Source organism: Stenotrophomonas sp. C9D9 (genome assembly GCF_056491205.1).
Window position 1 is genome coordinate 603772 of record NZ_JBSZIF010000004.1, and the last position, 14337, is coordinate 618108.

The following is a 14337-nucleotide window of genomic DNA, read 5'->3' on the forward strand; positions in this document are numbered from 1 at the left end:
CGATGTCGGCCTGGCAGCAGCGACAGCACCTGCAGCAGGCGATCGCACGCCAGCCCGGCGATTTCGTCGCCTGGGTGATGCTGGCCGACCTGGAACTGGAAGCCGGCGACATTGCCGCCGGCGAGCAGGCCGCACGACGTGCGCTGCAGCTGCGCCCGAACCACCCCGAAGCACTGGCACGGCTGGGTCGCGTGGCCTGGATGGCCGGCGCGCATGCCGACGCGGCCAGGCTGCTTGGCCAGGCCTCGGCACTGGCCCCGCAGCACCCGGGCATCGCGCTGTGGCTGGGCCATGCACTGGAAGATGCCGACGATGCCGAAGGCGCGGCGGCGGCCTATCGCCGCGCACATACGCTGATGCCGGACGAACCCTACATCGCCGCCCAGCGCCTGGCCTGGCAGCGGCGCCTGTGCGACTGGCAGGACGTGGACGCGCTGGCCACGCAGGTACGTGCCGCGCTCGCTTCCGGTCAGGGCGCGGTGGAGCCGTTCGCCTTCCTCAGCGAAGACGCCAGCGCTGCCGAGCAGCTGGCCTGCGCACGTGCGCGCGCCTCGCTGATCGCCGCCTCGGTTCGGCCCTTGCCGGCGGCAACGGTACGCGCGCGCGGCCCGTTGCGCGTCGGTTTCCTCTCCAATGGCTTCGGCGCCCACCCCACCGGGCTGCTGACCGTGGCCCTGCTCGAACACCTGCGTCATGACCCGGCGCTGCAGCTGCACCTGTTCGCGTTGAACCGCGCCGATGGCAGCCGCATCCGCGATCGCCTGCAGGCCGCGACCCGGCTGCATGAGGTAGCCGCACTACGGCATGCCGACATCGCAGCCCGCGTCCGCGCACAGGGCATCGACCTGCTGTTCGACCTGCGCGGCTGGGGTGGCGGCGGCACGCCCGAGGTGCTGGCAATGCGCCCGGCCCCGCTGCAGCTGAACTGGCTGGCCTACCCCGGCACATCAGGTGCACGCTGGCTGGATGCAGTGGTCGCCGACGAATTCGTGCTGCCCGCATCGCTGGAACCTCACTTCAGCGAACGCGTCCTGCGCCTGCCACGCGCCTTCCAGCCCTCGGACAACACCCGCGTACTGGAACCGGCGCCGTCCCGCGCCGAATGCGGGCTGCCCGAACACGGCGTGGTGTTCTGCTGCTTCAACAACAGCTACAAGCTCAACCCACGCAGCATGGGCCGCGCCTTCGCAGTGCTGCAGGCCGTGCCCGGCAGCGTGCTGTGGTTGCTGTCCGGCCCCGGCCAGGCCGACGCCCGCCTGCGCACCGCCGCGCAGGCGGCCGGCCTGGACCCGGCCCGCCTGGTGTTCATGGCCAAGCTGCCGCATCCACAGTACCTGGCCCTCTATCAGCTGGCCGACCTGTTCCTCGACACCCATCCCTACAATGCGCACACCACCGCCTCCGATGCGCTGTGGGCCGGCTGCCCGATACTGACCTGCCCGGGCGACACCTTCGCCGCGCGCGTGGCCGGCAGCCTCAATCATCATCTGGGGCTGGCCCGGATGAATGTCGCCGACGACGCGGCGTTCATCGCCACCGCCAGCGCGCTGGGCAATGACCCTGCGGCACTGGCCGCGCTGCGTGCCGAGCTGGCGCAGGCGCGCGACCGCAGTGGACTGTTCGACATGGCCGGGTTTGCCCGCGACCTGTCGGCGCTGCTGCAGCAGCTGGCTGGCGAACACGGCTGGCAGGGCGTCGACAACGCCTGAGCGATCCCTGCGTTACGCTCGGGCTTCCTCCCCGCCTGGTGTGATGATGGCCAAGCTCAAGCGCAAGGACTACGACGAACTGCTGCTGCCGCTGCAGCTGGAACTGACCGCGATGGCGCGTTGGGTGCAGCACAGCGGGCAACGCCTGCTGGTGCTGTTCGAAGGACGGGATACGGCAGGCAAGGGCGGCGCGATCCAGGCCATCAGCCAGCATCTCAATCCACGCCAATGCAGGGTGGTGGCACTGCCCAAGCCTACCGACCGCGAAGCCACGCAGTGGTATTTCCAGCGTTACGCCTCGCATCTTCCCGCCGCCGGCGAGATCGTGCTGATGGACCGCAGCTGGTACAACCGCGCCGGCGTCGAGCGGGTGATGGGCTACTGCAGCGAGACCGAGTACCAGCAGTTCCTGCGCCAGGCGCCGGTGTTCGAACAGCTGCTGGTGGATGACGGCATCCTGCTGTTCAAGTACTGGCTGTGCGTGGACCAGGAGCAGCAGGAGAAGCGCTTCGCCGAGCGCCATCTCGATCCGCTGAAGGGCTGGAAGCTGTCCCCGGTCGACCTGAAATCGCGCAGCAAGTACAGCGCCTATACCGAAGCCCGCGAGGCGATGCTGCGCGCGACGCATCGCGAGGCGGCGCCGTGGACGCTGGTGGATTTCAACGACCAGCGGCTGGGGCGACTGACCCTGGTGCGCAACCTGCTGGACCGGTTGCCGGACACGCGGGTCGATGCGCCGTTGCCGGAGCTGCCGAAGCTGAAGGGCAAGCTGCATCGCGAGCACTACGATGTACTGAAGCCGATCGAGGAGTTCCCGGTCGAGGAATAGGGTTGTTCGGCAGGGTCGCACCCTGCACCTGCTCAACGCAACGGCAACGGCAACAGCAACAGCGGGCTATCCGCGGGATGGCGGGGCGGTGTGGGTGGGCAGGACACGCCGTAGACCCGTCCATGGGGGCTCGATGGCGCCATCCATGGCGCCAACGGTCCTGCCCACCCACACCGCCCCACCTCTGACAGATCCCTGCGGCTGTTGGTGGGTGTCGACCTTGGTCGACACATCTGTCAGATATCGAGATTCATTTGGGGTCAGATCCGTTTTCCTTCGGAAAACGGATCTGACCCCATGCCGTCCCGACAGATCGCGGAAATCTGTCGAAGGCGGGGTGGGTCCGGTTGCGGGGGCGTGAGCCGCATGGATGCGGCGACCGAGCTTACATGGACGTACTTGCAGCGGCCCCCGCAACCGGACCCAGCCCGCCATCCCTCAGGAGACCCGCCTTTGCTTCGGCTGTTGCCGTTGCCGTTGCTCTGGCCTCCACGGGTGCAGGGCCGCAGGCCCTGCCGACCAACCCATTACTTGGCAGCCGCGATCTGCTTTTCGATGTCGGCGGCGGTCACCGGGCCAAGGAAGGTGTGCGCCAGCTTGCCCTGCGGATCCAGCAGATGCGTCAACGGCAGGCCTCGCGGCGTGGCGAAGTCCGCCGGCGGATCGAACGGGTCCACGATCACGATCGGATAGGTCACCGGATGCTTGGTCAGGAACGACTGCATTTCCGGCACTTCGATGTCCTCGTAGGCCAGGCCGACCACTTCGATGTTGCTGCGCATCGCATGCAGCGCCGACAGCTCGGGCATTTCCTTGCGGCACGGGGCGCACCAGGTCGCCCAGAAGTTCACCACCACCCACTTGCCGCGATGCGCGGCCAGGTCGTAGTCGCTGCCATCCACCGCCTTCATCTTCAGCGTCGGGAACTCGGCGGTAGTGCGCTCGGCCGGGGTTTCCTCGACCGGCGCCGGAGTGGTCGGCGTCGGCGCCTGTGCCGGCGGCTGGCTGCTCGCCGGGGCTGGCTCCTGGGCCGGCTTGCAGGCCGCCAGGGCCAGCAGCAGGGTCAACGGGAGCAGCAGCGGCAACGGGGTCTTGCGGGTCATGGCATGTCTCCGGAATCGGTGTAGATGTCGCTGACCTTGCGCTTGAGGCGTTCACGCAGGGGCAGTCGCAGATCGTCCAGCGCCGCCAATGCGGCACGGCCCAGGCTGTCGTCGCGGTACGGCAGGTGCTGCTCGGCTACCGGGATGCGCAGCTGGGTGCATTCGTACAGATCGGCCAGGCTGACCTGGTCCAGGTCGCGCGCGAGCAGCCACTCGCCGCGTTCATCGCGGCGCAGCAGGCCGATCTCCTGCAGGTTGCAGGCCAGATCCTGCAGCAGCGAGTCGGTCAGCAGCAGTTCCAGGCGCAGGATTTCATCGTCGGCCAGGCCCTTGCCCTTGGCACGGGCATGGTGGAAACGACCGAGCAGGCGCAGCAAGCCGTAGAACTCGTACCCCTGCGGCAGGCGCAGTTCAACCGGCTGGTAGCGGAAGGCCGCCATCGATGAGGCCAGCGACGCGCCCAGCAGCACCGCCACCCAGCACAGGTAGATCCACAGCAGCAGGATCGGCACGAAGGCCACCGTGCCATACAGCTTCTGGTAGGACTGGAAGCTGCCCAGATAGGCGCCGATGCCCCACTTCACCAGCTCCAGGATGACCGCCGCCAGGATCGCGCCAGGCACAGCGTGCCGCCATTTCACCGTGTGATGCGGTACCACCCGGAACATCAGCGTGATGCAGACGAACTCGATCAGGATCGGTGCCAGCCGCAGCGCCAGCTCGGCCAACCAACGGCCCTCCTGGGTACCGAACAACGGCATGGCGAACACCCGCGCCGATACCGCAAGCGATGCGGCGGCGAGCATCGCGCCCAGGGTCAGTACGGTCCAATAGACCAGGAAGCGGGTCAGCTTGGGCCGGGTCGAGCCGACCCGCCAGATCTGGTTGAAGGTCTCTTCCACGCTGTTGAGCGTGATCAGCAGTGAGACCACCAGTGCAATGAAGCCGGCCGCCGTCAGCTGGCCGGCACTGGCCGAGAACTGCCGCAGGTAGCCCTCGGCCGCACGCGCTGCGGAGGGCACGAAGTTGGAGAACACGTAGTCGCTGAGCTGATCGCTCCAGCGGTCGAAGACGGGGAAGGCCGACAGCACACCGAATACCACGATCGCCAGCGGCACCAGCGCGAACACCGTGGTGTACGCCAGCGCCGCCGCTGCCTGGAACAGGCGGTCGTCGAGGAAGCGATGCCACAGGAAGCGGCCGAAACTGATGGCCCGTGCGCGATCCCGCGCGCGCTCCATCCACAGGTTGAGCGTATCCAAAGGTTCCATCGGCGAAAGGGTACCCGATGCGGAATGCTCGCAGGATAGCCATACTGGTAGCCACACGACGAGGAGAAGCGGGCACGATGGGCGAGATTCTGGTGCTGTACTACAGCCGGGGCGGTTCGGTGGCACGGCTGGCGCGCCAGATCGCGCGGGGCATCGGCGAAGTGCCGGGCATGACCGCGCGCCTGCGCACGGTACCGCCGGTGGCCGCCGTGACCCAGACCGCACAGCCGCCGGTACCCGACGATGGCGCCCCCTATGTGAGCGTGCAGGACCTGGTCGAATGCCAGGGCCTGCTGCTCGGCAGCCCCACCCGCTTCGGCAACATGGCCGCGCCGGTCAAGCACTTCCTGGACGGGTTGGGCGCCGAATGGGTCAATGGCACCCTGTCCGGCAAGCCGGCCGGCGTGTTCACTTCCACCGCATCCATGCATGGCGGCCAGGAATCGACCCTGCTGTCGATGCAGGTGCCACTGCTGCACCACGGCTGCGTGATCGTCGGCATCCCGTTTACCGAACCGGCGCTGAGCCACACCACCAGTGGCGGCACGCCGTATGGCGCCAGCCACGTGGCCGGCGCCGCCGACGACCCGCAGCCGACCGACGACGAAGCCGTGCTGGCGCGCGCGCTGGGGCGCCGGGTGGCCGACATCGCGCAGCGGTTGGCCCGATGAGCCGCGCGCCGCGCACGGTCCTGCTGCTGGCCCTGATGGGGCTGGCCGCGCTGTTCGCAGGCTGGTTCATCAATGACAAGCACTGGCTGGCGACCCAGCTGGTGTTCACCGCACCACCGCTGGCACTGGCCGTTGCCCTGCGCCTGGGCTGGAGCAAGGCCGGCTTCTGGGCCTCGGTGCTGGCCCTGGGCTGGTTCAGCCACGGCGTGATGAGCGCCTGGAGCCACCCGGAAACGCGCTGGCTGGCGCTGATCGAGATCGCGCTGGCGCTGCTGGTGATCTTCAGCGCCAGCCTGCCCGGCCTGCGCGCCCGCTTCGGCGAGCGACGCTGACGCTGCGGCCGCAGGGCCGTATCATCTGCATTCCTGGCCCCGCGCCGCAGTACCTGTCCTGGTTTCGCGCATGCACATGATGGAAGAGCTCCTGGTCGTCACCACCGGTGGCACGATCGACAAGATCTATTTCGACGACAAGTCGGACTACCAGATCGGCGATCCGCAGATCGGCATGATCCTGCGCGAGCTGGGCGTGACGTTCCGCTTCAACGTGATTCCGATCCTGCGCAAGGATTCGCTGCACATCAACGATGAGGACCGCGAACTGATCCGCGCCACCATTGCCGCGCAGCCGACCCGGCACGTGCTGGTGACCCACGGCACCGATTCGATGGTGCAGACCGGCAAGGTGCTGGCGACGATCCCGGACAAGACCATCGTGATGACCGGTGCGCTGAGCCCGGCACGCTTCCGCGGCTCGGATGCGGAGTTCAACATCGGTTGTGCGATCGGTGCGGTGCAGTCGCTGCCGAGCGGCGTGTACATCGCGATGAACGGGCGGATTTTCGACCCGCAGCACGTGCGCAAGAACGTGGCGGCGAACCGCTTCGAGTCGGTCTGAGGAACAGCGTGCCGACCAAGGTCGGCACCCACCCAGACAAAAACGCCCCGGCCGAAGCCAGGGCGTGCCCTTGGAGAGGGACTTGGGCTCAGTACTGGGCGTTGAGGGTCAAGCCCGAGAAGGTGCTGTACGCCTTCACCCGCACATACCAGGTGCCGGCGGCAGGGCTGTTGATGGTGCAGGTCTCGCTGTTGCCGCTCAGGTACGGACGGCAGGTGTAGGTGGTATCGGTCGGGGCACTGCCCTGGCGCACGTACAGGTCGGCATCACCGCTGCCGCCACTGATCGCCACGCGCAGCTGGGTGCTGCCGGCAGGAACGGCGACGGTATAGTTCAGCTCGGCACCGGTCGCGGCGCCCAGGCCGGTCACCGGCACGTTGTTCTGCAGCACGTTGCCGCCCGGGTTCGGGCCACCGCCATTGATCGCCGCGGCCACGGCCGCGTTGGCGTCGACGATGCCGGCGCCGCAGCCACCCGAGCACGCGCCCGGCAGCGGGCGTGCGGTGCTCTTGATGATGCTTTCGACCTGCGCCGGACTCAGCGGGCTCGGCGCCACCGACTGCATCAGTGCCACCACGCCGGCCACATGCGGCGCCGCCATCGAAGTGCCGTTGTAGGACGCATAGGTGGCGCTGCCCGGCGTGGTGGTGCCGGTGTTGAGGGTGGACAGGATGCTCTGGCCCGGGCCGGAAATGTCGATGCCGGCACCATAGTTGGAGAAGCTGGCACGCGCACCGGCCGAGGTCGTGGCCGCCACCGCGATCACGTTCGCGCAGTTGGCCGGCACCGACGAGGACACGTTGGTGTTGCTGTTGCCGGCGGCGACCACCACGGTGGTGCCGCGGCTGACCGCGCCGTTGATCGCATTCTGGTAGGTGGCCGAGCAGGTGCCGCCACCACCCAGCGACATGTTGATGACTTCGGCCGGGTTGGCATTGGCCGGCACGCCACTGACGGTGCCGCCGGAGGCCCACACGATCGCGTCGGCGATGTCGGAGGTGTAACCGCCGCACTTGCCCAGCACGCGCACCGGGACGACCTTGGCATTGAACGCAGTACCGGCCACGCCGGTGCTGTTGTTGGTCACCGCCGCCACGGTGCCGGCGACGTGGGTGCCGTGCCAGCTGGAGTTGGAGGCCGGGATGCCCGAGCCGCACTCGTTGGCGCCGTACCAGTCGCCTTCGTCGTTCGGGTTGTTGTCGCGGCCACCGCCATCACGTGCCATCGCGGCGTCGCTGATGAAGTCATAGCCGGGCAGGATGTTGGCGTTGAGATCGGGATGGTTGGTGATGCCGGTATCGATCACGGCCACCACCACGCCGGTGCCGGTGGCCTTGTCCCAGGCCGGCTGCACGTTGATCGACGCGTTGGAGGTACCGAAGCCCCACTGTTCGCTGAAGCGGGTGTCGTTCGGGGTCAGCGTCGCACGCATGATCTGGTCGACTTCGACGTATTCCACGTTCGGGTCGGCGGCGAGCTTGCGCATCAGCAGCTCGGATTCGGCCTGGTCCAGCGGGCGGTCGGTCCTGACCAGGGTCGGGCCGACGGCCAGCTTGCGGACTTCCTGCAGGCCCAGCGCGCGGCCCTGGCTGCTGGCCAGGCCGGCGGCGGCACTCTTCAGCGAAGAGGCCAGTGCGGTGGTGTTGGCCACCGGCGCACTACCGTCACGGTACTTCACGATGAAGCGCTGGTGCGTCGGCGCGGACTGCAGGCCGCTGAGCTGGACGTCACCGGCCAGCGCAGGCGTGGCCAGCAGCAGCGATGACAGAACGGACGCACCAAGGACCACCCACACTCGACGCACACGCGGTTGCGTTACCTGGGACATCGTATTTCCCTTTCTAGTGGTGTGAATGCCGGAATCGGCAGAAGCACCGGCCCGAACCATGGGCTGGCTTGCGTTGGCGAGGTTCGAAGTCCGGCGAGTCAGCGGATCCCCCTATCGATCCGCCGTGCAGATGACGCTAATGACCAAAACCGGACACCACAAGATTTTCAGCGTCTTTTCAGCAAGATGAAATGTCTGATCTGAGACTTTTCGGGTCGAGGGTTTGTGAAGGTGAAGGAACTTTCTCGCGGCCTGCACGCACCTGACTGGGTCATCACGTGTCCTGAGATGACTTTGCCGACATCGGCGTCCACTGATTCGGGGTCAGATCCCTTCTCCATGGGAAAGGGATCTGACCCCCAGGCCCATAACGCAGAAAGCCCGTCACGGGGACGGGCTTTCCAGAGGAGCCGCCGGGCATGGCCCGGCGCTACCCGTTCAACGCGGGCGATCAGCCCAGCTTGACCAGCCAGTTGTGGCGGTCCGGCAGGCGGCCGTACTGGATGTCGGTCAGTTCCTTACGCAGCGACATGGTCACTTCGCCGGCCGGCGCGTTGATGTCGCCCACCGAGAAGCCCTCGCCCTTCAGCTGGCCGATCGGGGTAACCACTGCCGCGGTGCCACAGGCAAACACTTCGCTGATCGCACCGGAGGCCACGCCGTCCTTCCATTCGTCGATGCTGACCTTGCGCTCTTCGACCTTCATGCCACGGTCGCGGGCCAGCTGCAGGATGCTCTCGCGGGTGATGCCCTCGAGGATGCTGCCGGACAGTTCCGGGGTGACCAGCGTGCCGTCCTTGTAGACCAGGAACACATTCATGCCACCCAGTTCTTCCAGGTACTTGCCCTCGACCGGGTCGAGGAACAGCACCTGCGAGCAGCCCTGTGCCTGCGCCTTCTGCTGCGGCAGCAGCGAGGCGGCGTAGTTGCCACCGCACTTGGCCGCACCGGTGCCGCCCTTGGCCGCACGTGCGTACTCCGTCGACAGCCAGATCGACACCGGAGCGACGCCCTTGGCGAAGTACGGGCCGGCCGGGCTGGCGATGACGTAGTAGCCGGCCTTGTGCGCGCCGCGCACGCCGAGGAAGGCTTCGTCGCCGATCATGAACGGACGGAAGTACAGGCTCGACTCATCGGCCGACGGCACCCAGGCGCTGTCGACGGCAATCAGCTGCTTCAGCGATTCGACGAAGATCTCCACCGGCAGTTCCGGCAGCGCCAGGCGCTGCGCCGAACGCTGCAGGCGACGGCCGTTGGCGTCGGGGCGGAAGGTCCAGATCGAACCGTCGGCGTGGCGGTAGGCCTTGATGCCTTCGAAGATTTCCTGGCCGTAGTGCAGGACTGCCGCGGCCGGGTCCAGCTGCAGCGGGCCGTAGGCACGCACGTTGGCGTTGTGCCAGCCGGCATCCTTGTCCCAGCGCACTTCCACCATGTGATCGGTGAAGTGCAGGCCGAAGCCCGGCTTCTCCAGGATCTTGGCGCGCTCTTCAGCGCTGCGCGGGTGGTCCGAACGGGTGACGGCGAAGCTGGGAATGGACTGGGACACCGGAGGATTCCTGTTCTGGTTGCGGGTAGTGCCGGGCCCGCGTCACTGCGGGCCCTGGGTCAAAGCATGCCGGTCTCGAGCCGCGCCGCCTCGGACATCATGTGCTGGTTCCACGGCGGGTCGAACACCAGGTCGACGTCGGCCTCGGCCACCGTCGGGATCATTTCGAGCTTGCTGCGCACGTCGTCGACCAGGATCTCGCCCATGCCGCAGCCCGGGGCGGTCAGGGTCATCTTCACGTCGATCTCGCGCTTGCCTTCGTCCAGGTGCTTGATCTCGACTTCATAGACCAGGCCCAGTTCAACGATGTTGACCGGAATTTCCGGGTCGAAGCAGGTGCGCAGCTGCTGCCACACCAGCTGTTCCACCTGCTCATCGGTGGCGTCGGCCGGCAGCTCGAGCGGTGCCGGCGCCTCCTTGCCGATGGCGTCGCCGTCCTTGCCGGCGATGCGGAACAGGTTGCCCTCGACGAACACCGAATAACTGCCGCCCAGCGCCTGGGTGATGTACCCATAGCTGCCGGCAGGCAGGGTCACGGTATCGCCCTGCGGGACCATCACGGCCTCGCAATCGCGTTCGAAGTGGACAGGTTCGCTGCTACGGGAATACATGGGGACCGATATGGGGCCGTGGCCGGGGCCACGCAAGACGGCATTCTAGCCCAGCCGCCCCGGCACCGCCGGTGCACTGCGGCAAACCACAGTATCCTGTGGGTGATCTTCAGGGAGCTTCGATGTCCTCCAATGCCGCGCGTGCCAGGACCGTCACCTGGCTCTGGCCCCTCATGCTGTTGCTGGGTCTGCTTGTTGCTCCCCTCGCCTGGATGGTCCTGGCGCTGATGACCGGCCGGCAGGTCGGATGGATGGCGGTAGTGTCCGCCCTGGAACTGGTGTTCATGCTGCGCCTGGGCACACTGGGCCCGGGCCGGCTGCGCATCGCCCTGGTCGTGCTGGGCACCCTGCTGGTGGCCGCCGTGGCCAACTGGGCCATCGCCAGCGCCTGGATGGGCGGCTCGATCGGCCTGGACCTGTGGGACGCCACCACGCGGATGGGCCCGCACCTGGCCTGGACCCTGGTCACCCTGGCCAACGGCGCGATGGAATGGCTGTGGCTGGCCGTGGCCGTGGTCTTGGGCGCCTGGCTGGCGCGCTGAGCGCACCGGCAGGTAGTGCCGGCCGCTGGCCGGCAAAGGGGTCAGAGCCCATTCCTGCGGAAAGGGATCCGACCCCGGCCCTCAATGCCCGCCGTCGAGCGCCTTCAGCTCGCTCACCAGCGATGCGGCCGCTTCAGCGCCGTCGCCGTACAGCATGCGGGTGTTGTCAGCGTAGAACAGCGCATTCTCGATGCCGGCGAAGCCGGTGCCCTTGCCGCGCTTGATCACCACCACGTTGCGCGCATTGACCACATCCAGCACCGGCATGCCGTAGATCGGGCTGGCCGGATCAGTACGCGCGACCGGATTGACCACGTCGTTGGCACCGATCACCAGCACCACGTCGGTGTTGGCGAACTCCGGGTTGATGTCGTCCATGTCGGCGATCAGGTCGTAGGGCACACCCGCTTCGGCCAGCAGTACGTTCATGTGCCCGGGCATTCGCCCGGCGACCGGGTGGATGGCGAACTTCACCTTCACCCCGCGCTGGCCCAACCGCTGCGCCAGCTCCCAGATCTTGTGCTGCGCCTGTGCCACGGCCATGCCGTAACCCGGCACGATCACCACGCGTTCGGCGTAGGCCATCATCGCCGCGACGTCCGAGGCTTCAATCGGCTTCTGCGCGCCGGTGATCGCCTGCGCTTCGCCACCGGCGCCGCCGCCGAAGTTGGAGAACAGCACGTTGCGGATCGGCCGGTTCATCGCCTTGGCCATCAGCCGGGTCAGCAGGATGCCGGCCGCGCCGACCATCATGCCGGCGATGATCAGCGCCTCGTTGCCCAGCACGTAGCCTTCGAACGACACCGCCAGGCCGGTGAATGCGTTGTACAGCGAGATCACCACCGGCATGTCGGCGCCACCGATCGGCAACGTCATCAGCACGCCCAGTGCCAGTGCCAGCACGAAGAAGGCGACGATCGCCCAGGTGTCGAGCGTGCTGGCCGCGATGATCGCCAGCACCACCACCGCCAGTGCCACCACCAGGTTCATCACCTGCTGGCCGGGCCAGGTCACGCGCTTGTCGAGGCGGCCATCGAGCTTGGCCCAGGCGATCACCGAGCCGGACAGCGACACCGCGCCGATCGCCGCACCAATCACCGCCAGCAGCAGCACCGTGCCCGACGGCTGGCGTGCGGCCAGGTCGGCCAGCGCCTGTGCGCTCCAGTGGCTGGTATCGCGGTTGGCCAGGAAGGCGTAGCGCAGCAGTTCCACCGCGCCGATCGCCGCCGCCGAGCCACCGCCCATGCCGTTGTACAGCGCCACCATCTGCGGCATGTCGGTGATGGCGACCTTGCCGGCCGACCACCAGGCCAGGCCCGCGCCCAGCAGCAATGCCACCAGGATCAGTGGCACGTTGTGCAGTTCGGGCAGGAAGAAGGTCGCCGCGGTGGCCAGCAGCATGCCCAGCCCGGCCCAGCGGATGCCACTGCGCGCGGTCAGTGGCGAGGCCATGCGCTGCAGGCCCAGCAGGAACAGCGTGGCGGCGACGAGGTAGCTGGCCTTGACCAGCCAGTCGAGCAGTTCGACGGTGCTGATGTTCAAGCCTGCGGCTCCTTCGGTTCGTCCTTGCCGCCCTTGGGCGCGCTCGGCTTGAACATTTCCAGCATGCGCGCGGTGACCACGTAGCCACCGGCGGCATTGCCGGCACCGAGCACCACGGCGAGGAAGCCCAGCGCCTTCTCCAGCGGCGTCTGCGCATGCCCCAGCACCACCATCGCGCCGATCAGCACGATGCCGTGGATGAAGTTGGAGCCCGACATCAGCGGGGTGTGCAGGATCACCGGCACCCGCGAAATGATCACGTGGCCGGCGATGGCCGCCAGCATGAAGATGTACAGCGCCACGAACCCGTCACTCACTGGCAACGCTCCCGCTCTGTCTTCGTCGCCCCATCATAACCACGGGCTGAACCCGTGCGCACCCGGCGTCAACCGCGGCGGCGCTCACGCGTTGTCGATGGTGACCCCGAGCGAGGAACCGTACCCTGTGCTGGTGAGCAGCCCCCTCTCCCCGAGCGCCGAGACCGATGCCCTGCCGGCATCGCTGGAAGCGTTCCTGGCCAGCGTCGGCCCGCGAGCGTTCCGCTTCGCCGAGGCCGGCCTGCGCCAGCGCGAAGACGCCATGGACGCGGTGCAGGACGCGCAGCTGCGCATGCTGGATTACGCCGACAAGCCGGCCGCCGAATGGGCGCCGCTGTTCTGGAGCATCCTGCGCCGCCGGGTGATCGACATGCAGCGCCGGCGCCGCTTCCGCCTGCCGTTCTGGCGCGACAACCAGGACGCGGAAGGCAGCGAGATCGACTGGGCCGACCCCGGCCCGGACCCGGCACAGGCGCATGAGCAGCGCCAGCAGTACCAGCAGCTGGTGGACGCGTTGCGCACCCTGCCCGCCCGCCAGCGCGAAGCCTTCACCCTGCGTGTGCTGCAGGACCTGGACGGGGCCACCACTGCCCGCGCCATGGGCTGCAGCGAAGGCGCGGTAAAAACCCATCTGGCACGCGCCCGGCAGGCGCTGCAGGACTATCTGGAGACCCACCCGTGAACCGCTCCCTGCCTTCCGATGACACCCTGCGCAGCCTGCATGCGCAGTCGCTGCAGGCGCTGTCGCCGGCCACGCTGGCACGGCTGCGCCTGGCGCGCCACGGCGCCACGGCCGCCCATCGCGGACGCTGGCGCTGGTGGCTGGCCAGCGCCTGTTCACTGGTCGTGGCACTGGGCATTGGCCTGCAGTTCACCGGCCATGGCACGCTTGCGGGCCCGGCGCCGGCCCCCGTGCTTGCTTCAGTGGAAGACAACGGCGCGCTCTACGACGAGAATCCCGATCTGTACCTGTGGCTGGGCGATACCGACCTGGCGATGGAGTGAATCATGTCCCGACTGCCTACCCTGCCGCTGCTGTTGACCCTTGCGCTGCTGCCGGCCGTTCCGGCACTGGCGCAGAACGCCACGCCCGCCCCTGCCGCACGTCCCGCACCGGCCACACCGTTGCCTGCGTGGGAGCAACTGAGCGAACCCCAGCGCGAATCCCTGCTGGCGCCGCTGCGCGACCGCTGGAACAGCGCCGATGCCGGCCAGCGCCAGCGCATGCTGTCGCACGGCCAGCGCTGGCAATCGATGAGCCCGGAGGAGCGCGACAAGGCCCGCCGTGGCCTGCGCCGCTTCGAGCACATGAGCCCCGAACAGCGCGAGCAGGCAAGGGCCCTGTTCGGGCAGATGCGCAACATGCCGCCGGCACAGCGCGACGCGCTGCGCGAGCGCTGGTCGCAGATGACGCCGGAGCAGCGCAAGGACTGGGTGCGCGACAACCCACCGCCGGCAAAGCCGCGGTAAG

Annotated in this window: 16 protein-coding genes; 9 read left to right on the forward strand and 7 right to left on the reverse strand. The window is 67.9% G+C overall.

The features are described 5' to 3' along the window. Positions 1–2 precede the first annotated feature (2 nt). Together ACXI0D_RS08265 and ppk2 are read left to right on the forward strand one after the other, a co-directional pair. Positions 3–1709 (forward strand): O-linked N-acetylglucosamine transferase, SPINDLY family protein, encoded by a 1707-nt coding sequence (locus ACXI0D_RS08265; RefSeq protein WP_049445904.1) that lies wholly within the window; start codon positions 3–5, stop codon positions 1707–1709. 46 nt (positions 1710–1755) lie between these two features. After that, on the forward strand, positions 1756–2538 hold the full coding sequence (gene ppk2 / locus ACXI0D_RS08270) for a polyphosphate kinase 2 (protein WP_049445984.1): 783 nt from the start codon (positions 1756–1758) through the stop codon (positions 2536–2538). Positions 2539–3065: 527 nt separating this feature from the next. Here ppk2 and ACXI0D_RS08275 read toward each other — a convergent pair. Together ACXI0D_RS08275 and ACXI0D_RS08280 are read right to left on the reverse strand one after the other, a co-directional pair. Beyond that, positions 3066–3641, reverse strand: a complete 576-nt coding sequence (locus tag ACXI0D_RS08275; RefSeq protein WP_014036077.1) for a TlpA family protein disulfide reductase — start codon at positions 3639–3641, stop codon at positions 3066–3068. Then, positions 3638–4912, reverse strand: coding sequence for a YihY family inner membrane protein (locus ACXI0D_RS08280; RefSeq protein ID WP_479642472.1), 1275 nt, complete (start codon positions 4910–4912; stop codon positions 3638–3640). The genes ACXI0D_RS08275 and ACXI0D_RS08280 overlap by 4 nt, the downstream gene beginning before the upstream one ends. Positions 4913–4989: 77 nt before the next feature. On the opposite strand from ACXI0D_RS08280, the gene wrbA reads away from it, so the two are divergent. The 3 genes from wrbA to ACXI0D_RS08295 all read left to right on the forward strand — a co-directional run bounded on the left by wrbA (position 4990) and on the right by ACXI0D_RS08295 (position 6480). Next, on the forward strand, positions 4990–5583 hold the full coding sequence (wrbA, locus tag ACXI0D_RS08285; protein WP_012510135.1) for an NAD(P)H:quinone oxidoreductase: 594 nt from the start codon (positions 4990–4992) through the stop codon (positions 5581–5583). Continuing rightward, complete coding sequence (locus ACXI0D_RS08290) at positions 5580–5915, forward strand: DUF2069 domain-containing protein (protein ID WP_479642473.1); 336 nt, start codon at positions 5580–5582, stop codon at positions 5913–5915. Before wrbA ends, ACXI0D_RS08290 begins: the two co-directional genes overlap by 4 nt. Before the next feature lie 79 nt (positions 5916–5994). After that, complete coding sequence (locus ACXI0D_RS08295) at positions 5995–6480, forward strand: asparaginase domain-containing protein (RefSeq protein ID WP_010481766.1); 486 nt, start codon at positions 5995–5997, stop codon at positions 6478–6480. Between the two features lie 88 nt (positions 6481–6568). Here ACXI0D_RS08295 and ACXI0D_RS08300 read toward each other — a convergent pair whose 3' ends face one another. The 3 genes from ACXI0D_RS08300 to sufT form a co-directional block, all read right to left on the reverse strand. Next, positions 6569–8308, reverse strand: coding sequence for a S8 family peptidase (locus tag ACXI0D_RS08300; protein ID WP_049443162.1), 1740 nt, complete (start codon positions 8306–8308; stop codon positions 6569–6571). A 451-nt stretch (positions 8309–8759) separates the two neighbouring features. Then, entirely contained in the window at positions 8760–9854 is a 1095-nt protein-coding gene (locus tag ACXI0D_RS08305) for a branched-chain amino acid aminotransferase (protein ID WP_049443161.1), read from the reverse strand. A 59-nt stretch (positions 9855–9913) separates the two neighbouring features. Beyond that, positions 9914–10465, reverse strand: coding sequence for a putative Fe-S cluster assembly protein SufT (sufT, locus tag ACXI0D_RS08310; RefSeq protein ID WP_005415385.1), 552 nt, complete (start codon positions 10463–10465; stop codon positions 9914–9916). 122 nt (positions 10466–10587) lie between these two features. On the opposite strand from sufT, the gene ACXI0D_RS08315 reads away from it, so the two are divergent. Continuing rightward, positions 10588–11007 carry a hypothetical protein gene (locus tag ACXI0D_RS08315; protein WP_049443160.1) on the forward strand — a complete coding sequence of 140 codons (420 nt, stop codon included), beginning with the start codon at positions 10588–10590 and terminating at the stop codon, positions 11005–11007. 81 nt (positions 11008–11088) lie between these two features. On the opposite strand, the gene ACXI0D_RS08320 is transcribed toward ACXI0D_RS08315, so the two are convergent. Then, positions 11089–12549, reverse strand: a complete 1461-nt coding sequence (locus tag ACXI0D_RS08320; RefSeq protein ID WP_119007251.1) for an NAD(P)(+) transhydrogenase (Re/Si-specific) subunit beta — start codon at positions 12547–12549, stop codon at positions 11089–11091. Next, a complete protein-coding gene (locus ACXI0D_RS08325; RefSeq protein ID WP_005408173.1) occupies positions 12546–12866 on the reverse strand; it encodes an NAD(P) transhydrogenase subunit alpha part 2 in 321 nt (106 codons plus the stop codon). Before ACXI0D_RS08325 ends, ACXI0D_RS08320 begins: the two co-directional genes overlap by 4 nt. A gap of 97 nt (positions 12867–12963) precedes the next feature. Here ACXI0D_RS08325 and ACXI0D_RS08330 point away from each other — a divergent pair, with 97 nt between their 5' ends. From ACXI0D_RS08330 to ACXI0D_RS08340, 3 genes are read left to right on the forward strand one after another with little or no spacing between them, the layout of a single operon-like run. Continuing rightward, a complete protein-coding gene (locus ACXI0D_RS08330; protein ID WP_119007252.1) occupies positions 12964–13548 on the forward strand; it encodes an RNA polymerase sigma factor in 585 nt (194 codons plus the stop codon). Next, on the forward strand, positions 13545–13871 hold the full coding sequence (locus tag ACXI0D_RS08335) for a hypothetical protein (RefSeq protein WP_014036067.1): 327 nt from the start codon (positions 13545–13547) through the stop codon (positions 13869–13871). Before ACXI0D_RS08330 ends, ACXI0D_RS08335 begins: the two co-directional genes overlap by 4 nt. 3 nt (positions 13872–13874) lie before the next feature. Next, positions 13875–14336 carry a DUF3106 domain-containing protein gene (locus ACXI0D_RS08340; RefSeq protein ID WP_049443157.1) on the forward strand — a complete coding sequence of 154 codons (462 nt, stop codon included), beginning with the start codon at positions 13875–13877 and terminating at the stop codon, positions 14334–14336. Position 14337 lies beyond the last annotated feature (1 nt).